Origin of the sequence: Sediminibacterium sp. C3, assembly GCF_000508085.1 — a bacterium.
Taxonomy (GTDB): domain Bacteria; phylum Bacteroidota; class Bacteroidia; order Chitinophagales; family Chitinophagaceae; genus Sediminibacterium.
In genome coordinates, this window is the sequence record NZ_KI669560.1 from 914585 (window position 1) to 934359 (window position 19775).

The 19775-nt window shown below is 36.4% G+C and carries 20 protein-coding genes; 18 read left to right on the plus strand and 2 right to left on the minus strand.

Annotated elements, in window-relative coordinates:
* Positions 1 to 16 precede the first annotated feature (16 nt).
* A complete protein-coding gene (locus tag F777_RS0104310) occupies positions 17 to 994 on the minus strand; it encodes an IS110 family RNA-guided transposase (protein ID WP_026750968.1) in 978 nt (325 codons plus the stop codon).
* 911 nt (positions 995 to 1905) lie between these two features.
* On the opposite strand from F777_RS0104310, the gene F777_RS0104320 reads away from it, so the two are divergent.
* Positions 1906 to 2688: a CPBP family intramembrane glutamic endopeptidase gene (locus F777_RS0104320; protein ID WP_081720457.1), complete on the plus strand. Its 783-nt coding sequence runs from the start codon at positions 1906 to 1908 to the stop codon at positions 2686 to 2688.
* A 280-nt stretch (positions 2689 to 2968) separates the two neighbouring features.
* Entirely contained in the window at positions 2969 to 3337 is a 369-nt protein-coding gene (locus tag F777_RS0104325) for a hypothetical protein (protein ID WP_026750971.1), read from the plus strand.
* A gap of 368 nt (positions 3338 to 3705) precedes the next feature.
* Here the strand turns inward: F777_RS0104325 and F777_RS0104330 are convergent, their stop codons facing one another.
* Positions 3706 to 4095, minus strand: a complete 390-nt coding sequence (locus F777_RS0104330) for a winged helix-turn-helix transcriptional regulator (protein WP_026750972.1) — start codon at positions 4093 to 4095, stop codon at positions 3706 to 3708.
* Between the two features lie 128 nt (positions 4096 to 4223).
* On the opposite strand from F777_RS0104330, the gene F777_RS0104335 reads away from it, so the two are divergent.
* From F777_RS0104335 to F777_RS0104415, 16 genes are all read left to right on the plus strand, one after another.
* Positions 4224 to 5105, plus strand: a complete 882-nt coding sequence (locus F777_RS0104335; protein ID WP_026750973.1) for an SDR family oxidoreductase — start codon at positions 4224 to 4226, stop codon at positions 5103 to 5105.
* A 46-nt stretch (positions 5106 to 5151) separates the two neighbouring features.
* Entirely contained in the window at positions 5152 to 5517 is a 366-nt protein-coding gene (locus F777_RS0104340; protein ID WP_201767567.1) for a DoxX family protein, read from the plus strand.
* A 6-nt stretch (positions 5518 to 5523) separates the two neighbouring features.
* Complete coding sequence (locus tag F777_RS0104345; RefSeq protein WP_026750975.1) at positions 5524 to 6408, plus strand: dioxygenase family protein; 885 nt, start codon at positions 5524 to 5526, stop codon at positions 6406 to 6408.
* Positions 6409 to 6467: 59 nt separating this feature from the next.
* Complete coding sequence (locus F777_RS0104350) at positions 6468 to 6986, plus strand: luciferase domain-containing protein (RefSeq protein WP_201767568.1); 519 nt, start codon at positions 6468 to 6470, stop codon at positions 6984 to 6986.
* A 338-nt stretch (positions 6987 to 7324) separates the two neighbouring features.
* Positions 7325 to 8032, plus strand: coding sequence for a DsbA family oxidoreductase (locus tag F777_RS0104355; RefSeq protein ID WP_026750977.1), 708 nt, complete (start codon positions 7325 to 7327; stop codon positions 8030 to 8032).
* 787 nt (positions 8033 to 8819) lie between these two features.
* Positions 8820 to 10160, plus strand: coding sequence for a group II intron reverse transcriptase/maturase (ltrA, locus tag F777_RS0104360; protein ID WP_071790308.1), 1341 nt, complete (start codon positions 8820 to 8822; stop codon positions 10158 to 10160).
* A 505-nt stretch (positions 10161 to 10665) separates the two neighbouring features.
* On the plus strand, positions 10666 to 11073 hold the full coding sequence (locus F777_RS0104365) for a hypothetical protein (protein WP_026750979.1): 408 nt from the start codon (positions 10666 to 10668) through the stop codon (positions 11071 to 11073).
* Between the two features lie 9 nt (positions 11074 to 11082).
* A complete protein-coding gene (locus F777_RS0104370; RefSeq protein ID WP_026750980.1) occupies positions 11083 to 11565 on the plus strand; it encodes a Dps family protein in 483 nt (160 codons plus the stop codon).
* A gap of 148 nt (positions 11566 to 11713) precedes the next feature.
* Entirely contained in the window at positions 11714 to 12304 is a 591-nt protein-coding gene (locus tag F777_RS0104380; RefSeq protein ID WP_026750981.1) for a hypothetical protein, read from the plus strand.
* 11 nt (positions 12305 to 12315) lie between these two features.
* Positions 12316 to 12909: a TetR/AcrR family transcriptional regulator gene (locus tag F777_RS0104385; RefSeq protein ID WP_026750982.1), complete on the plus strand. Its 594-nt coding sequence runs from the start codon at positions 12316 to 12318 to the stop codon at positions 12907 to 12909.
* Positions 12906 to 13307, plus strand: coding sequence for a hypothetical protein (locus F777_RS0104390; protein ID WP_037369124.1), 402 nt, complete (start codon positions 12906 to 12908; stop codon positions 13305 to 13307). Before F777_RS0104385 ends, F777_RS0104390 begins: the two co-directional genes overlap by 4 nt.
* Positions 13304 to 13765 carry a hypothetical protein gene (locus tag F777_RS0104395; protein WP_026750984.1) on the plus strand — a complete coding sequence of 154 codons (462 nt, stop codon included), beginning with the start codon at positions 13304 to 13306 and terminating at the stop codon, positions 13763 to 13765. The genes F777_RS0104390 and F777_RS0104395 overlap by 4 nt, the downstream gene beginning before the upstream one ends.
* Positions 13762 to 14049 carry a cupin domain-containing protein gene (locus tag F777_RS0104400; protein WP_026750985.1) on the plus strand — a complete coding sequence of 96 codons (288 nt, stop codon included), beginning with the start codon at positions 13762 to 13764 and terminating at the stop codon, positions 14047 to 14049. Before F777_RS0104395 ends, F777_RS0104400 begins: the two co-directional genes overlap by 4 nt.
* Positions 14050 to 14062: 13 nt before the next feature.
* On the plus strand, positions 14063 to 15397 hold the full coding sequence (locus F777_RS0104405) for a TolC family protein (protein WP_026750986.1): 1335 nt from the start codon (positions 14063 to 14065) through the stop codon (positions 15395 to 15397).
* An 8-nt stretch (positions 15398 to 15405) separates the two neighbouring features.
* Complete coding sequence (locus F777_RS0104410; protein ID WP_026750987.1) at positions 15406 to 16476, plus strand: efflux RND transporter periplasmic adaptor subunit; 1071 nt, start codon at positions 15406 to 15408, stop codon at positions 16474 to 16476.
* Between the two features lie 12 nt (positions 16477 to 16488).
* Positions 16489 to 19581, plus strand: coding sequence for an efflux RND transporter permease subunit (locus F777_RS0104415; RefSeq protein ID WP_026750988.1), 3093 nt, complete (start codon positions 16489 to 16491; stop codon positions 19579 to 19581).
* The last annotated feature ends 194 nt before the right edge of the window (positions 19582 to 19775 follow it).

Here is a 19775-nt window from a genome sequence, read left to right on the forward strand (position 1 = left end):
ATAAAAAATTACCTTTTTAATGTAAAGTTGAACAGTAGTTAGGTTGGTAAAGTGAATTGTTTTTAACTACAGCAAATACTTGTTTTAATAGTTTGTTCATAACGGCGATTAGTGCTTGTTTCCCAGTTTTTCCCTTAGCTTTAAGTCTGTCAAAAAGTTGTTTACAAGCCTCATTTGTTTGTTTGGCATTCATGGCACACATATATAAAACATCTCGAATTGGTTTGCCACCTTTTTTATAAATTCGGTTACTTCCTTTTATACTGGTTCCACTAGAATATTCTGTTGGACTTAAACCGGCAAAGCTGATTAATTGACGATGATTGGTTGTGTGCTTAAAACCCTGAGTGAAGATGATTAATAAAGCAGTGGCACGTTTACCTAGACCTTTGATGCTATTGATGCTTTTATATTGCTCAGGCTGCCATTTCTTAAGAAGTACTTGAAGCTTAACTTCTAAATGATCTATCTCTTTTTCCAAGTAAGACTTCATTTTTTCAATAGATTTTACGGTTTCTTTACTTGGGAATGGAAGCAATTTTAAACTGTGCAACTGGTTGTTAAATCGCTTTACTTGTTCAGCATATTCTCTGATAGTATTATAAATCTGTTTACACTCAAAATAAGCGCTATCGGGCATTTGCCAGAATGGAGGGCGCTGATCAATAGCATAGTGACAGATCCATCGGCTATCTTTTTTATCAGTTTTATTTCGTTCTAAATGCATTTGAATATACCGTTTAATACTCATTGCATTTACAACACTCAACTTACAACCCAAACTGTCCAAGAAAAAGGCAAGCCTGATATAATAAACACCAGTGGCTTCCATAACGAAGTGACAGTTTTGACCAGTATGTTCAAGCAGTTTTTTAAACCCGGCATTGTTATTTCCAACCTGGAGATAAAAAAGCTCACCGAGGTTATTTTGGTAGGTAACATCTAATGTTAAGTGAGACACATCAATGCCACAACAAGATAATTTGTCTGTCATAATTTGTTTTTTAACCATTTAAAAATTAGATTAGAAGTAAGGAAAAAACAAAGGGAAGAACAATCTTACACTGTGCTATCTATCCTAATTCAAGCATTTTAAATTGCTTAATGAACTGTTCAGCATCTGGTAAGAGAAAGGGCGGTGACTGTCATGTTAGAATGGCTCAAGGCCAACGCGGTTTTACGGTCTTATTCCGCCCCTTGTTCTTTCTGAATTTGTATAAATCCTTTAGTATAAATTTATTGAATTGTAAACATAGGATGGGTTTGGCGTCATGCGGGATGCAGTACATAAATTCAAGTGCAGTTTTTCAAATCAACTTTAGTGCTGGGTTGACAATTTTGTACCCTGAAATCCCGCACGAACGCCAAGCCCCGGCCGTTGCGGCGAAATTCGTCAGCTGATTTAAATTTTGTCGATAGGTATTTAAATTTTTGTGTTGAAAAGAGTAGAGTTAAAAGCCTTAATACTGCAAGCCTTAAGACGAAGGCGCCGCAAGCTTGCTAGTGAAGCGCCGTAGGCAAAAGGCTTGCATGAAGCTAAAGAATAAATTTTCTCAAATCGCTGATGTTGGGTGTCGGAAACTACGTAACATAAATGTTTTATCACCCAATGCTATTCAATGTAACCTATCTACTAAAGCAACAACATAAATTTCTTTTATGTCATTGCTTTAGTAGTACTAGCAGATATAGAACAGTAATTCAGCTGACGAACTCCGGTCGTCAGTTTAGATGGATTAAATTCAAAGACCTGTTAGACCTTCGCCCAACATTGCATTGATACTATCGGCGAAGCCTACAGTAAACAATTAACTAACTTTAGCCGACAGGATCAATGCTTCAACGTTGGTGGCAAGCGTAAATCAGCGTAAGTAAAAGTAATAAAACCAATAATTTAAGACGACGATGACATCACAACATACAACCCAAATTGACAGCCAATATAGCTTGACAAAGATTTTGATTATTTGGGCTTTATCGGCAATACCAATGGGCATCTTAGCATTTGTTATTACTCCCATTATCGTGACTTCTACAAACTGGTCTCCGTTAATTGTATATTGGATAGCAGTTATCATTGGATTGGTGTGGCAATTTATCCTTTCCTTGATTGTTTTAAAAAGAGACGGGCACCAATTGAATTGGCAGACGGTGACAATAAGAATGAAATATCAAAAACCCATACATCCTAAAACTGGCAAGTCAAATTATTGGTTACTCTTGTGGACTATCCCTTTCATTTTAATAAGCACCTTGCTACAGTCAGGTGTAATCAGATTGCCAAATGTGGATGACTGGATGACACCTCTAATTCAGAATTTACCGAAATATGATTTATCCAGTTTGGCTACAAGCGAGCACAAAGGGGCTTGGTGGATTTTAGTACTATTTATACTGACAAGCATATTCAATTACTTTCTTGGCGAGGAGTTTATTTATCGTGGCATACTGCTACCGAGAATGAAGGGAGTTTTTGGGAAATGGGACTGGTTTTTTAACGGTATATTATTTGGGTTTTATCATCTCCATAAACCTCAAGTAATACTGTCGACTGCTCTTTATTTCGGGTTGGTATTTGCTTTGCCGTCAAAGATATTTCAATCAAGTTGGATGGCAGTCATAATTCATGGACTAGAAGGGGTGTTGGGCATTATTGTGATACTGGGAATAATTCTGGGCTTATCATAGATAATCGCAAAGAAAAATTTGGACATTTTGAGCGTGAAAACGCCAGCCACCAACATCGTATTGGCAATAGTGGGGCTGAAAGTGGTAAACTCAACATTTGTAATTCTATTGGACATTTGTGCAAATATTGGACTGACGTTTTTCAAGTACCCCACCATCGCCAATACTTAAAACGTTGTGCACCATAAATATTTAATGAAACTAGAATCTGCACTATTAACAAAGCTGTTGAAAGTTTAGAGAATAAATTGATTAAATTTAAATAATTAAAATTTTAGTTATGCGACTAATACTTTTAGCTATATTTCTATTCCTCGCCTCTAGCAATAGCTTTTCTCAATTATCTGTTTCAAAAGTTCCTAATGATTTTCAGAAGTTTAATAAGGGAACATTTTCTGATACTTTAATTAGAATTAAGCCTAATAATAATTCACTGAAGAAGCCATTTGGTGCTAAACATAAGATGCCTACTTTGATTATAGATAATAGTGGGTTATATGATCGAAATCTTGGCAATGGTTTAGATCTATATTCTATGAATTTGGATAAAATGCCCTGTGTTTCACCAGACTCTACTTTTCAATCAAAAATGGCGATAACTGAATTTTTAAAAAGTAAAGCGAAAAGTTATCAGCCTCCGAAAAATTGATTGTAAGAGATAATTGCAATTAGTCTTTGTAGATCAAGTAATTATACCCTCTCGTTTAGTGAAAATATTATAATTGATATAAGCGAAGAAATAGACGGTGCACAACAAAAGGCTTTACGCGAGTTGGACTTTCAACAATGGCCCACCAGCTTTGGTATTTCAAATGAGCTTCAGTAATTTGGCTTTAACTAATCGCGTCAGTAGTGGCCAAGCCAGCAGTAGGAACACGGATTATCCAACCAGCGTAAAGCCACGTACGTTAGCGGCAATGGTAGGACGAAACCGCAATACCCAACCGACCGACCTCTGACAGACAAATACACGACCTGCCGACACAGTAAAAAATTTAAAAAAAGTCCACCACTTTGTTAAACTCTGACAGTTTCAGCAACCTTCTCCTTTTTTCCGATTACCATTTTGCGGTGTTGCAAGCCCCATCCTATCATAGCATCCAAAACCGTATTGAGCGAATTTCCCGATTTCGTCAATTCATACTCTATAGTAACAGGAGTGGTATTATAAACAGTGCGGGTTACTATGCTATTAACTTCCAGGTCTTTCAGCTCTTTGGAAAGCATACGGGGCGTGATTTTAGGAATTTCCCTTTCCAATTCCTTGAAGCGTTTTTTACCATAGAGCAAAGAACCTATAATGGGCAGTTTCCATTTGCCATTTAAAACGTTCATCGTGTCGTTTACGGCTAAAACAAACTCTCCCGAACATTTCTTTACCTTAACTAATTCTGATATTCTGCTCATTTTATTTTTATTTACTTATGCTATACCAAAGTATAGCGATATATTATGGTATAGTAGTTACTAAAGTATAGCAAAAGTAGTATCTTTGTCCGGTTAAAAAAATGTTTCACTAAAAAAATAAAAAAATTATGAGCAAAGTATTCATCACAGGAGCAACAGGACAATTAGGAAAATCAACTATTAACTTTTTGCTTCAAAAAGGAATTGCAGCAAAACAAATTTCAGCATTGGCAAGAGATGAAGCGAAGGCAGCAGAATTAAAATCTAAAGGTATAGATGTCAAAATAGGCAACTATGATGATTTTGATTCCTTACGCACTGCAATGCAAGGCGTAGAAACTATGCTTCTGATTTCTTCCAGCGAAATGACCAAAAGCAGAGCGTTGCAGCACATCAATGCAATCAAAGCTGCTAAAGAAAATGGTGTGAAGCATATCATCTACACAGGTTTTATGAGAACCCATGAAGACCCAACATCTCCGCTGTGGTTTATAGCCGAAGATCATGTGAAAACAGAAAAATACCTTAAAGAATCCGAAATTACCTATACCATTTTTGCAAACGGTTTTTATATGGATATGTTGATGGATTATGTGGGGGAACAGATATTGGAAACCAAAACCATTTTTGTTCCGGCAGGTGAGGGAAAAATAAATTTTGTATTGCGAAACGAAATTGCAGAAGCGCTTGCTAATGTTTTAACTACAGGCGGACACGAAAATAAAACTTACAACATCGGTATCGAACAACCTGTATCGTTTGGGGAAATTGCGAAGCACATTTCTGAAGTTACCGGAGTTGCGATCAACTATGTTTCTCCCGAACCAGAAGTTTATCAGCAAACCTTAATGCAACATGGGGTTCCGGAGGATTACGCACGTATGTTTACAGCATTTGCAGTTGCTTTTGCAGCCGATACTATGAATATTTCTACCACTGATTTAACACAATTGCTTAGTCGTAAACCAACCACTGTCCAAGAATATCTTTTATCTAAATTCAAAAAGTAAATAAATAGAAAAGAAGAACAATAAAACCCTGAATATTGCCTTGTGGGTGGCACAGGTATTACTGGCAGCCATGTTTTTAATGGCAGGAATCATGAAAGCAACACAACCCATTGAAGAGCTTAGTCAATCAATGACTTGGGTAAATGACTTTTCTGCAGGCATGGTCAGGTTCATTGGTATTTCTGAATTGCTTGGCGGTATCGGGCTTTTACTGCCTGCCTTGTTGCGCATTAAACCAATTTTTACGCCATTGGCAGCTTTGGGTCTTTTTATTATTATGGTATTGGCTTTTATATATCATATATCCAATGCCGAATATCAAGCATTAGGTATTAATTTGATTTTAGGAGCAATCGCAGTTTTCATAGCATGGGGTAGATATAAAAAAGCGCCTATTCAACCCAAAGCATAAATCACTATGGAACGCAAAGAATTTCTTCAATCAATTTTAGCTTTAACCGCAATGGGAACATTAAGCAGTTTTAAAAATTTTACTGACGCACTTCCTTCACAAGGTAAAAAAATGCCTGTGCTGTTTACCTCTCATGGAAACCCAATGGATATTCCAGTTTCAAGAAGTGAACGAGCATTTTGGCAAAAGCTTTATGATTTAGGAATTACCCTGCAAAAGAGTCATGAAGTAAAAGCTGCGTTGGTTGTATCAGCCCATTGGTGCACAAAAGGCACGTTCGTAAACATATCGCCCGAACAAAAACAGATTTACGATTATTATGGTTTTCCCGAAGAATACTACAAGGTATATTACAAAGCCAAAGGCTCGCCTGATATTGCCCGCGAAGTAAAGAAAATCGTTCCTTCCGTTTCGGAAACAACCGATTGGGGATTAGACCACGGTGCATGGCCAATGCTTAAACACATGTTCCCAAAAGCCGATGTGCCTGTGTTTGAAATGAGCATTGATTACTACCAATCTGCACAATACCATTTTGATTTAGCAAAACAACTCAAGCCACTTAGGGATAAAGGAGTTTTAGTAATCGGAAGCGGAGCAGTAGTGCATAATATAAAAGAAGCAGGTAAGCGTTTTTTTAATGGTAATATGACACCCTATGGATGGGATATAGAATTTGACAAATGGATAAAACAACAGTTGGACAAACGGGACGTTCAAAGCATAGTGAATTACGAAAAGCAAAAATTAGGATTAATGGCAGCACCCACCCCCGACCATTATGTGCCTTTGATATACAGTTTAGCCCTGATGGATGAAAACGAAAACATTGAACACACATTTGAAGAACTATTACCCGCATTTAGCAACAGGGGATTTCGTATAGGATAAATATTTTCTTACAACTTATGAAAGTCTTTTGTGTGCTTTTAATAACACTAATTATAACAATGAGTCAAACCTCTAAACAATCTGATAAAATGCCTTTAAACTTAGAATTTGAGCTTCCTTTAAGAATCGGAATCAAACCAATTACGACACCGAGCAACCCACATATGCAATTAGACCAACAACCGACTGATAGAAAACTTGTGAACGAGCTTATGAATTGGGCATTTTCTCTACCGGACATAGCACAAGCAAATAGCAAGATATCGGTACCTGGTGCACAGGCGATGTGTCTGTCAGAAGATAAAATGTGTAACCATTGTAATGCTTTTATGATTGAAAATGAATTTGCTCATTTTCATCCAGTGCCTGATGGCAGTATACATCTTGGTTTACCGTTAAATGATGCAAAATATGTGATTGAAAAAGGTTGGGGAGAGTTGCATCCAATTGCTAAAAGGGGTTATTTGCCATTAAATTTTATCATGGTTTATGCACCAAGAAATGAAGAAGAGGTATTAGTAATAAAAAAAATAATTTTCCGATCATATCAATTTGCTAGAGGTCACTTTAAGGATTAAGAATCTTCCCCCACTCGCTCGGCTGTACCGAGTGAGTAATATGACTAAAGTTTCGGACTTGATAAATATCCACCTCCTTTGCAAGCAGGAAATGAGATAGGGGTTCATTAGCTTCTGGAGACAACCTACTGCACACCCGACAGACCCTGCTATTAATGCCAACCCAGTTGCACTCACATTTGCTTTTGCTCATTTTTATTTTTTGATGGAAGAGCAAAAGCAAAAGAGAGTGCAAGCCACCGCACACACGACAGACCAATCCTTAATGACACGACACAGAAAAAAGAAGGGCAGCCACTAACAGCAAAACAAAAATACTAACAATAACAAGTGCTAAAATGAAAGTAGAAATATGGAGTGATGTAATGTGTCCGTTTTGTTACATCGGCAAACGAAAATTTGAAACGGCATTGGCTCAATTTTCGCATAAGGACAAAGTAGAATTGGTTTGGAAAAGTTTCCAGCTTGCACCTGAAATGAAAACACAACCCGATAAAAACACACATCAGTTTTTGGCAGACCATAAAGGAATGAGCTTAGAGCAAGCCAAAGGAATGAATGACCAAGTAACACAGCTTGCAAAACAAGTGGGGCTGACTTATAATTTTGACAAATCTATTGTTGCTAATTCGTTTAATGCACATCGTTTCACGCATTTTGCAAAACAATACGACAAACAAAATGAAGCGGAAGAAATACTTTTCCGTTCTTATTTTACTGATGGAAAGAACATAGATGATTATCCAACGCTTATTCAGTTAGGTGCAGAAATTGGCTTAGACACAACTGCCCTGAAAACCGCATTGGAAAAAGGAAGTTATGCAGACGAAGTTCGTGCCGATATTTACGAAGCCCAACAAGTTGGCGTTCGTGGTGTTCCGTTTTTTGTGTTTAACAGAAAATACGCTGTATCAGGAGCACAGGAAAGCAAGACATTTCTGGAAACGCTTGAAAAGGCTTTCGATGAATGGAGAAAAAGTAATCCCGAAAATGCGATTGAAGTTATTGAAGGAAAAATATGCACACCCGAAGGAGAGTGTAAATAGTAAAAACACATAAACAAAGACAGCTACTACACAGGGACAAGCACTTATGCAAGTCCCGCAAAAGCCAACCCACAGACCAAAACTTGCAAAAGAGCTTGCCCCTTTTAAACCCGATTAAAAAATTTCCCTTCCCTTCTTTTTTAATTTTTTTCCCCGACCCGCAAGCCGACACAGACAACCATAACCTGACAACGGCTGACCACGAACTACAAAGAACCACATGCCGCTAACAAGGACTTGCCGCAATGCGGGGTGAAGTGCTAAATTGAACAGTAGTGCTTTTTATTTACATTTGTGCTAAGGCGAAAGTTTGTGCTTCTAATCCCCGCACTGACGCCAAGCCCCGAAACGTGTGTGACTTGAATTAAACATTATTGAGATTAATGTTTAAATGCTGTAAAACAGATGGAAGAATTTCTCTGATAATAGTGAGAAATGATGGTCTTCCGAAGACGACTTTCTGGAGTAGTTTTCAAACCACTTTATGCTGCAATAATTGGAAACGATTTTGTGGTGAGCGATAAAGAAAAACAGAAACGATGATTTCTGTAGGTGCGTAGTACAAGAGCTGAACGCAAGTGAACCAATGATGAAGCCTCGTAAGGGCAATAGCGATGTCGAAAGTAAGCAGTTACGTTTGTGTTTACGAATAGAGTGTAATGAATACCAGATAATCGGTTACACGGCATCCGGGGTTAAGTTGGCAGGACTGTATTATAGGCTGTTTTATGGAACAAGTGAAGTCATTGTTGTTTTGTAAAATCGAAAGAGGAACAAACGCTTTTGGATGAGGCGAAGCAATGGCGGCAGACTTAATCATAGTAGTGAGGAAGCTTATGAAAATAAGTGGAGCGAAGGATTAAGCTTGTTTAGTTATCAAAACCAATTTACAACCAGTAATGGGATGACAGATTATTTTGAGACAAAATCACAACCAATTACCAAGTTAATGGTGTGGCAGGCTTACAAGAAAGTAAGAGCCAATCAAGGGAGTGCTGGCATAGATGGTATGACATGGGAATATGTAGACAAAAATGCATATAGATTATTGTACAAGCTATGGAACAGACTTTCTTCAGGATCATATTTTCCAGCACCTGTTCGCCAAGTTGCTATTGCAAAGAAAGATGGTGGAATAAGAAGTTTAGGCATTCCGACTGTCATGGACCGCATAGCACAACAAGTTGTTAAGCAACATTTAGAAATGCAGGTGGAACCCGTTTTTCATGAGGGGTCATACGGATATCGACCAAATCGAAGCTGTCACGATGCTGTTGCAAAAGCCAACAGTAATTGTTTTAATCACGATTTTGTGATAGACATTGACATACAAGGCTTCTTCGATACCATTAACCATGAACTATTAATGAATGCGGTTGCGCATTACTGCAAAGACAAATGGGTACAATTGTATGTAGAGAGATGGTTAAAAGCGGGGATAATAGAGCAGGATGGCAAAGCCACAAGAACTGTGTTAGGTACACCACAAGGTGGAGTAATTAGTCCGTTGTTAGCAAATATTTTTCTACATGTAGTATTTGATGGGTGGATGGCAAAGGAACATCCAGAGAAGCCATTTGAACGATATGCAGACGATATAGTAGTTCATTGCAAGACGGAGAAACAAGCAATATATGTGCTTAACAAAATCAAGCAGAGAATGCAGGAGTGTAAACTAAGATTGCACCCCACAAAAACTAAAATTGTGAATCTGAGAGGGTATTCAGAAAAGAAATACCCCAAAAGCTTTGACTTTTTAGGATTCACTATACGCCCCAATTGTGTAAAGTTTAAAGAAAAGGTTTTGATTGTTCCAAGCATCTTCATAAGTACTAAATCCAGGACTAGTTTACTGGAAAAGTTTAAAGATTGGAATATACACAAGCGGCGAAAACCACTTGCAGTAATAGCCCAATATTTAACACCACAAATACGGGGAATCATGAATTACTTTCATAAGTTCTCAAGTGGTCATATGAACTATGTCTGGAAACAATTAAATGCGAGACTATTAAAATGGGTTAAATGGGAAAAGGGTTTGGGGGTAAGAGCAGCAATTAAATGGTTGCAAATACAATACAAACTCAATCCTCATTTATTCCCACACTGGCAAGTGGCACATCCGTAAGTTATAATTAACTTGTGATTAATGAACAAGAAGAGCCGTGTGATGGGAGACTATCAAGCACGGTTCTGTGAGAACGTAAGGGTGAAAATCCCTTGCGTGACTCGATTATAAGCAAGCATAAAAGACGACCATGCAACAATCAAACGGACACCAAAACGACCAGACTTTTGACTACCAAATAAATTCTCTGGCGACAAAAACTCGTTGACAATTTCGCTGTAACTCGACACCGACCAGGCCATTTTGCCGACACTCACCCCACGCAAGGTTTTAAAAAATTTTCCCACCGCACATTTTAAAAAATAATTTTAGCCAGCCCGCATTGGCACATTTGGGGTTTGCCCCCTCACACAACCCGACACAAGCAAACCCCAAAAGAGCCAATTACCCACCGCACCAATATGATTTTTGTCACATTTTAAAGTTTTCTCAAAAAACTTGCAGGTATAAATAAAATAGAATTATCTTTGTGAGTGAATATTCACTTACTTAAAACATAAACAAGATGAACGGCAAAAACAATATCGCAATTGGGTTCCTGACAATGGGGCTTTTTATGGCTTACGGCTTTCTATTAATTTATCTGCGTGACTTCGCTCCGGGTAAAGAAGAATGGGTAAACTCATACAGTATCGGCAAGCATTTTGAAAGTAGACTGGCTCACGTTCACGGGAACTTGTTCGCCTTTCTAAACATCCTAATTGGTTATTTGCTTCTACATTTCAGAGACAAATTACAAAACGTGAAGGCTATTTCTTGGTTGGCACTTACAGGTTTATTAATGCCAATAGGAATATTAACAGAAGTGTATTTTGGCTTACCTCCTGCTTTAGTATTGATTGGTGCAATTGCAATGACCGCATCTGTAATTTGGTTAGGAGTTGCTTTTTGGCAATTAAAAATAAAAAAATAAAAAATAAATATGAAAACAATTAATGCAATTGGTTTAGACCACGACAAAGCCGAAGAATTGGCAATTAAATTAAACGAGTTACTCGCAAACTATTCAATTTTTTATCAAAACACAAGAGGCTTTCACTGGAACATTAAAGGTGAAAAGTTTTTTGAACTGCATTTGAAATTTGAAGAACTCTACAATGATTTGTTGCTAAAAATTGATGAAGTAGCAGAACGCATATTAACATTGGGGCATACACCCGAGCATAGCTATTCTCAATACACTAAAACATCAACCATAAAAGAAAGCCAGAAAATTTCTGATGGTTTGATTGCAGTTGAACAAATTCTTGAAGCATTTGAAACAGTAATCGTTATGCAAAGAGAAATTCTGGCATTAGCTTCTGATGCAAATGATGAAGGAACAAATGCTTTAATGAGCGATTACATTCGCTTTCAGGAAAAACAAGTATGGATGTATTCATCTTTTTTAACACATAGTAAATAATAAGGCAATGGAAACAAATAACAAAAACTTAGAAACCTTAATTAAGTTGAGACATTTATCAGAAGGTTTAAATTCCAATTGGGAAGCGTTGAACACGGCAAAAGTTAAAGTAGCTCATTTGCTTGATTAGGCAAACAACATTGTAAAAATGTTTGGAAGTGATTTAGGTAAAAGCAAATTTCAGGAAAATGTAAATTTAATTGCTTCTTTGAAAGATAAAATTGAATCTCAATTAGCCTATTTTAAAAATAAGATTGAAAGCCAATCTAGTAATGATAGTTCGGAGATTTATAAAGATTTTCTGTCGAATACGGAATCCGTTTCTTCTATATTTACAAAAATTGGGAAATATCCTGATGACTACTTTTCAGGGATGAACAGTGCGGATTGGTTTGGAGTTTGGGCTGTTATTCAGTCTAATATCTATACTGTTCAGGGCATCGGTCATTCTGCATTTGTTCAACTACAGATGTTTGAAAATTTTAGTAAACAAGAGATTGACGACCTTACAAAAGAGATTATAAAATACATTCCAAAATCTTACCATATTGAAGATGCTATTCAATACAAACAAGAGTATATGACAACTTTAGCTCAAATGGAAGAAGAAGCGAATAAAAAAGATAATCTTTGGGATCGTTTTTTAAATTTATTAGCGGGAAATATCCCATTCAAGCAGACTCCGCAGGAACGTGTAATGATGATGCGATGGGTAAATGGTGAGAAAGGCGAACTTTAAAAAGAGAAAAAATGACAACAGAAACAATTTCTGACAGACAACTTGAAATTATAGAAGCAGCAGGAAAAATATTGACTGCTTCGGGAATAAGCGGTTTAACAATAAAGAACCTTGCTAAGGAAATGAAATTTTCTGAGAGTGCCATTTACAGGCATTTTACAAGCAAGGAAGAAATCATTATTGCCTTACTTGAATATCTTGCTCAAAGTATGGATGAACGCTATACCAATGCAATTTCAAGCGAACATTCACCCGAAGAAAAATTTACAACGCTATTTCAAGATCAATTTTCATTTTTTAATAAGCATCCGCATTTTGTAGTGGCAGTTTTTTCTGACGGATTAATGGAAGAAAGCCAACGCATCAACGAAACCATACTGAAAATAATGGCTGTAAAAATGAAACATTTGATGCCAATTATTTTGGAAGGACAACAAAAGAAGGTATTCACAAATTCAATAACATCCGATGAATTGATACATTTCGTGATGGGAACTTTTCGATTGCAAATGTTTAAATGGCGGGTTGCCAATTTTCAATTTGACATAAACAGAAACGGAGATAATATGATTCAAGCATTATTAACACTTATAAAATCCAAATGAAAAAGTATGTCCTCTCTACATCAGCAGTAATTCTGACTGCCTTTGGCTTGATTACTCTTTTCCTAAGCACATCAGTGATATTTGATTTGTTTGGCATCAGAGCCAAAGAAGGCAATTATGTTCTGTTTGTGGTTTGGTCAAATTTCATAAGTAGCATTCTTTATCTGCTTGCTGCTTATGGGTTTACTAAAAGCAAAAAATGGACGAGTACACTCTTAGGAATTTCAACAATTATACTAATCGCTGCATTTATCGGACTCAAAATACACGCTAATTCGGGTGGTATTTATGAAACGAAAACAATCGGTGCAATGATTTTCAGAATTCCGGTAACGCTTGTATTTGCAATCATTGCATTTTTCACTATCAATAAACAATTAAATAAAACAAGGGAATGAATAAATTAATCCTATCACTGGCTGCTTTTAGCATTATGTTATCTAGCTGTAGCAATTCCACAAACGAGAAATCAAATAATCAAACAGAAATTGCCGAACAAAATAATCATCATCTCGATGATGAAAGCGAAGCGATTGAACTCAACAATGGAGAAAAATGGAAAGTTGATGCCAATATGATAACACATATTCGCAATATGGAAAATGATATTAATCACTTCGCTAATGTTGAGCAAAAAGACTTCAAATCATTAGCTGAAAAACTACAAACCAATATTGATTTACTTACATCTAATTGCACAATGAAAGGCAAAGCACACGATGAACTTCATAAGTGGCTTTTGCCATACATTGATATGGTAAAGGAACTTTCAGAAGCTAAAAACGAAACCGAAGCATCAGAGCAGTTTAAAAACATACAAACTTCATTTTCAACATTTAACCAATATTTCCAATGAAAATAAAAGAATTACATACACAAGAAAAACCAGTTTCAGCAACTTCTCTTTTCAAAAGTGACCTGGGCAATGCAACAGCTATCCAAATTTTGAAAGGCGAGAAATTAAAAGAGCATATCACCAAAACACCAGCACTTTTGATTTGCGTGGAAGGAGAAGTGATTTTTGAAAATGAAAAAGGGATAATGGAAACACTATTGTCAGGTGACTTTATAAATATTGAACCAATGGTAAAACATTGGGTTGTAGGAACAATTGAAAGTCAATTAATACTCATTAAGTAAAAAAATTTGACCAATGAAGTTAGCGAATATTCACAAACATTATTATGTTCTATTATTGATAATAGGAGGCTTTCAATCCGCACAAGCACAAACTTGGACTTTGCAACAATGTATTGATACAGCACAGGTTCACAATAAAAACCTGCAAATGAGCAGAAACAATATGGCCATTGGTGAACAAAGAGAGAAAGAAGCCAAAGCCAATTTAATTCCTAAAGTTACAGCAAATGCAGACTACAGATATTACTATAATTTACCCTATCAACTGCTTCCAATAAATGCTTTTAATCCAGCAGTTCCAGAAGGTCAATATAGAGCAATTCAGTTTGGAGTTCCGCATAACATCAACGCCAATTTGCAACTATCAATGCCTTTGTATAATCCACAAGTTTATGGAGCCATACAAACTACTAAAATTGCTTCGGAATTGACAGACTTGCAGTATCAAAAAACGGAGGAGCAAATCTATTTTGAAATCTCCAATTTGTATTACAATGCCCAAATCTTGCACCACCAATTGGCATTTATTGACAGTAATTTGATTAACGCAGAAAGGCTTCTGAAAAATATGCAATTGCTCAATGAACAATTGCTTGTCAAAGGAACAGATGTAAGCAAGGTAAAATTACAAGTATCACAATTAACCACCCAAAAGGAAACCATCAAAAGCAAATACGAGCAGGTTCTAAATGCCTTGAAATTTGCTATGGGTATTTCTATTGAACAAAATCTGCAAATTGAAGCAAACATTCAATATCAAAACACAAATGAATACACATCTTCATCAACCTTAGATATTCGAATAATAAAAACTCAAAACCGCTTATTGTCGAGTGAACTCAACACACTCAATAAATCAAGGTATTTGCCTTCACTAAATCTTGTTAGTATGTATGGAACAACGGGCTTTGGTTATAACGGACAACCTGCTTCTTTCCTTGATTTTTATCCAATTGGTTTTGCAGGTGTTCAATTATCTTATCCATTATTTAATGGAACAGTTACACTGCGAAAAATAAATCAGAAAACGCTTGAACTTCGAAACAATGAACTTCAATTTGGAATGCTTACTGAGCAAAACAATATGCAGGTTGAAAATGCCAAACTTCAAAGAGAAGTCGCTAAAAGAACGGTAGAAACCACAACAGAACAAATCCAATTGGCACAAACAATCTACGAGCAAACCGTTCTTCAACAGAAACAAGGAACGGCAAGTTTAACAGATGTTTTGCTTGCAGATAATGCTTTGCGTGAAGCACAACAAACTTATTTATCTGCTGTAATTGATTACCTAAAAGCAGATTTGGAACTAAAAAAACTCACAGGAAATATTTCAATAATCAAATAATTATCACAATGAATACAAAATCATCAGTCCTAAAAAAAGCACTCTACGTCATCATACCATTGGCGATAATTGCAATTGTGGTAATTAAGTTGAAAACAAACAAGGAAATTACGCAGAGTAAAGTTTTTCAATACGATAAAGAACAAGCTATAAATGTTCAAGTAGATACATTGCAACTTGAAAATGTGAATGCAGATTTTTCTTATTCAGGCACATTTGAGCCCAACAAGGAAACCAAAATAAGTGCCGAATTACAAGGGAAAATCAACACCATTTTAGTTGATGCTGGAAGCGTTGTAAGTAAAGGTCAAACTTTAATTCAGCTGGACAATTCATTGCTGAAATTGCAACTGCAAACTATTGAAGTGCAAATAGAAGGATTGGAAGCAGATGTAAACCGCTATACCATTTTAGCTAAAGCAGATGCCATTCAAGGAGTTCAATTAGAAAAGGCGGAGTTAGGTTTGAAATCTGCAAAAGTTCAGAAAACAACTTTGTTGGAGCAGATAAACAAAACCACAATCAAAGCACCATTTAACGGAGTTGTTACTGCAAAATTAAGTGAAGAAGGAGCTTTTGCTGCACCGGGCGTTCCATTGCTCCAAATAACGGACATTACAACTTTAAAATTCACCGTAAATGTTCCCGAAAAAGATTTAAGCCAGTTCAAATTAAATCAAAGCTATTCTCTTTCGGCAGATGCTTATTCTGAAATTCTATTGACTGGAAAAACTACTATGATTGGTAGTAAAGCCAATATGGGCAGTAGTTTTCCTGTTCAGTTTACGGTAAATAACACATCGGACTTGAAAATAAAATCAGGAATGTTTGGTAAAGTGTTACTCAAAAGCAAATTGCCTGAAAAGGGAATTATCATACCATCATCAGCTATACAAGGAACTGAAAACCAACCGCAAGTTTACGTAGTGAAAAATGGCAAAGCCCTTTTGCAAAACATCACTATTTCAAATAAGCTACAAAACAAAGCGATTGTTGCAAGTGGATTAAATGAAGGTGATGTGATTGTAACGAATGGCTTCATCAATCTTTTTGATGGGGCAAATGTAACTGTTAAATAAAATCAGCGAAAAATGAACATTACAGAAATTTCAATCAAACGACCTTCGCTGATAATAGTGCTGTTCAGCGTATTTACTTTATTAGGTTTTATAGGGTATAAAAATTTGAGTTATGAATTAATGCCCGACTTTAATCAGCCAGTAGTTGTAATTAAAACTGTTTACCCTGGTGCCGAACCAAACGAAGTAGAAACTTCCGTTTCACGAAAAATCGAAGATGCTTTATCGAATTTAGAAGGTGTAGATTACTTGGTTACAAAGTCATTACCCAATGCTTCTATCATCATCGCCAATCTGAACTATGGAACAGATTTGGACAAATCAATGCAAGACGCACAACGCTATCTTGATAATATTCGACAAGATTTACCGGACGAGATCTTGAGTCCTGTAATGAGCAAAGTTTCGCCCAATGATTTACCGATAATGTCTATTAGTGCAACAAGCGATTTGTCAGCCACCGAGTTTTATCAAAAAATGAAGGATGATTATTTGCCACAAATTCAACAAATAAAAGGTGTTGCAGAGATTACTGTTTTAGGTGGAGAGGTAAGAGAAATACATGTAAAAATAAATCAAGACAAACTGAAATTGTATAAAATTTCAATGGTTCAGGTTGTTGAAGCAATTAATCGTTCTGGCTTAGACTTACCTGCCGGAAAGGTGCAAACCGATAAGGAAAGTAATTCAGTTCGTTTAACGGGAAAATTTGCATCTATTGAGGATATTAAAAATGTCCAAGTTGCTATGCCTGTTTTAGGAAGTCCAGTTTATGTAAAAGACATAGCAGATGTTATAGATGGCGTAAAGGAAACAACTTCTATCAGTCGCTACAATGGTAAAAACGGCATTGGTTTAATGCTGAAAAAACAAGGAGATGCAAATGCAGTAGATGTTTCAAAAGCCGTTCGAGAAAAATTTCAATCCATCGAACAACAAAATGCCAGTTCGGGTGTAAAAATTATAATTGCAGACGATAGCACCGATAACACGATTGCAGCCGTAAACTCCGTTGTTTTCGATTTAATCTTAGCGGTGTTATTGGTTTCGTTGGTAATGCTTTTATTTCTAAGAGGTTTTAGAAATTCCTTAATCGTATTGGTAGCTATTCCAACTTCTTTAGTTACTGCCTTTGCTGTAATGTGGCTTTTGGGTTACACCTTAAACTTAATGACCTTGCTTGCAATGTCTTTAATCATAGGTATTTTGGTAGATGACGCTACCGTAGTTTTAGAAAACATTCAAAAGCATTTAGACAGAGGAAAAGACAAACAAACGGCTGCAATGGATGGCAGAATGGAAATTGGCTTTGCTGCTTTATCCATCACCTTAGTTGACGTTGTAGTTTTCTTGCCCATTCTTTTTCTTCAAGTGTTTGTTGCTGATATGCTCAAGCAATTTTCGGTTGTTGTAGTAACTTCTACTCTCACCAGTTTATTGGTTGGTTTTACTTTAACGCCATGGATGGCTTCTCGTATTGGCAAAAAAGAAGACTTACAACCTACCAATTTTTTCAATCGCTTTTTACTATGGTTCGAAATTCAATTAGAAAACTTTAATGAATGGTATGGTCGCAGATTAGAATGGGTATTGAGCCATAAATTAGCTTTTACAGGTATCGTTATTGTGCTTTTTGTAATGACTTTAGGCATTATGAAACAAGGTATTATTGGTAAAGAATTAATTTCAACAGGCGACCAAGGAAAATTTAGAATGGCATTAGAATTTGATAAATCTACCTCCATTCAACAAAACAACTTAATTGCTCAAAAAATTGAAAAATACATTATTCAACAACCCGAAGTTGCAACGGTATTCAGTAACATTGGCGGACCAAGCACAGGCATTGGAAGTTTGGGTGTTGGTTCTGCAAACAAAACAGAATTTACCATTCAATTAAAATCTAAAAAGGAACTTAAAAATGTGCCGACCGAAACATTTATGAAAAAACTTAGAGAAGACCTAAAGTTAAAATTTCCAAGTATAAATTATTCAATGGCAGCTTTAGGTTTAATACCTCGTTCGGCTCCTATTGAAATTACATTGAGCGGAAGCAATTTAGATTTGGTGATGAAAACGGGTGATGAATTGAAATCGGTAATTGAAAAAATTCCCGGAGCAGATAATGTTCGCTTGTCCGTTGAAGCAGGTAGTCCCGAATACAAAATAATTCCAGACAAAGATAAAATGCAACGATTAGGTTTAACAACCGCTTATGTTGGATTGAACCTAAGAACTGCATTTACAGGTAATGAAGATGCAACGCTTACTGAGAACGGAACAGAATATCCTGTAAGAATTTGGTTAGACGAATTTAACCGACAAAACTTTGAAGATGTTCAACAACTTTCGATCATTAACCCAATGGGAATACCAGTTGAAGTTTCACAGTTTGCAAGCGTAGAGCAAGACAATTCTCCGTCATTGTTAGAACGAAAAGACCGACAACCAGCAGTTACTTTAACAGCAGACGCATTAGGCAGACCATCAGGAACTGTAGCAGACGATGTTGTTGCTTATCTAAAAGAAAATCCATTGCCAAACGGCATACAAATGACTTGGGGTAGCGACATCAAAAGACAGAATGATAGTTTTGGAGCATTGGGTTCCGTTTTACTCATTTCATTTTTGCTGATTTACTTGATTATGGTAGCACTGTATGACAGCTTTGTTTATCCATTTGTGGTATTGTTTTCTATACCAGTTGCAGCAATTGGTGCGTTTTTCGCTTTGAATTTGTCATTAAGTAATTTGAGTTTATTTGCCTTATTGGGTTTAATTATGCTAATGGGTTTAGTGGTAAAAAACGCTATTCTAATTGTGGATTTTACTAATCAATTAAAAGCAGAAGGTAAACATTTCAAAGAAGCCTTAATCATAGCAGGAAAAGGACGTATGCGACCAATCCTAATGACAACTCTTTCAATGGTAGTTGGTATGCTTCCTATTGCAATGGCAACAGGAACAGCAGCAGAATGGAAAAACGGACTTGCTTGGGTTATAATTGGCGGACTTCTTTCATCTTTAATTTTGACTGTGTTTTTAGTGCCTATGGTCTATTATTTAGTTGACACAGCGAAAGAAAAAATAAACAGAAGAAAATAGCCATCGCACAGGTGTAAGCACATTTGCAATTCGCACAAGCCAACGCACAGTCCAAAAATTGCAAAAGAGCTTACACCTTTACCACCCAAAGAAAAATTATTTTTTAAAATTTCCTTCCCTTCTAAAATTTTTAAAACCGCTACCCACAGCCGACACAAACAGACCCATTCGCAACTCGACAATGACAGCGAAAC

Coding starts and splice junctions, on each gene's coding strand:
- F777_RS0104355 (WP_026750977.1), top strand. CDS start 7,325: ATGAAAGTAGAAATATGGAGTGATGTAATGTGTCCGTTTTGTTACATC.
- F777_RS0104380 (WP_026750981.1), top strand. CDS start 11,714: ATGTTTGGAAGTGATTTAGGTAAAAGCAAATTTCAGGAAAATGTAAAT.
- F777_RS0104325 (WP_026750971.1), top strand. CDS start 2,969: ATGCGACTAATACTTTTAGCTATATTTCTATTCCTCGCCTCTAGCAAT.
- F777_RS0104385 (WP_026750982.1), top strand. CDS start 12,316: ATGACAACAGAAACAATTTCTGACAGACAACTTGAAATTATAGAAGCA.
- F777_RS0104330 (WP_026750972.1), bottom strand. CDS start 4,095: ATGAGCAGAATATCAGAATTAGTTAAGGTAAAGAAATGTTCGGGAGAG.
- F777_RS0104320 (WP_081720457.1), top strand. CDS start 1,906: ATGACATCACAACATACAACCCAAATTGACAGCCAATATAGCTTGACA.
- F777_RS0104365 (WP_026750979.1), top strand. CDS start 10,666: ATGAACGGCAAAAACAATATCGCAATTGGGTTCCTGACAATGGGGCTT.
- F777_RS0104400 (WP_026750985.1), top strand. CDS start 13,762: ATGAAAATAAAAGAATTACATACACAAGAAAAACCAGTTTCAGCAACT.
- F777_RS0104370 (WP_026750980.1), top strand. CDS start 11,083: ATGAAAACAATTAATGCAATTGGTTTAGACCACGACAAAGCCGAAGAA.
- F777_RS0104345 (WP_026750975.1), top strand. CDS start 5,524: ATGGAACGCAAAGAATTTCTTCAATCAATTTTAGCTTTAACCGCAATG.
- F777_RS0104405 (WP_026750986.1), top strand. CDS start 14,063: ATGAAGTTAGCGAATATTCACAAACATTATTATGTTCTATTATTGATA.
- F777_RS0104395 (WP_026750984.1), top strand. CDS start 13,304: ATGAATAAATTAATCCTATCACTGGCTGCTTTTAGCATTATGTTATCT.
- F777_RS0104410 (WP_026750987.1), top strand. CDS start 15,406: ATGAATACAAAATCATCAGTCCTAAAAAAAGCACTCTACGTCATCATA.
- F777_RS0104415 (WP_026750988.1), top strand. CDS start 16,489: ATGAACATTACAGAAATTTCAATCAAACGACCTTCGCTGATAATAGTG.
- F777_RS0104390 (WP_037369124.1), top strand. CDS start 12,906: ATGAAAAAGTATGTCCTCTCTACATCAGCAGTAATTCTGACTGCCTTT.
- F777_RS0104310 (WP_026750968.1), bottom strand. CDS start 994: ATGACAGACAAATTATCTTGTTGTGGCATTGATGTGTCTCACTTAACA.
- F777_RS0104335 (WP_026750973.1), top strand. CDS start 4,224: ATGAGCAAAGTATTCATCACAGGAGCAACAGGACAATTAGGAAAATCA.
- ltrA (WP_071790308.1), top strand. CDS start 8,820: ATGAGGCGAAGCAATGGCGGCAGACTTAATCATAGTAGTGAGGAAGCT.
- F777_RS0104350 (WP_201767568.1), top strand. CDS start 6,468: ATGAGTCAAACCTCTAAACAATCTGATAAAATGCCTTTAAACTTAGAA.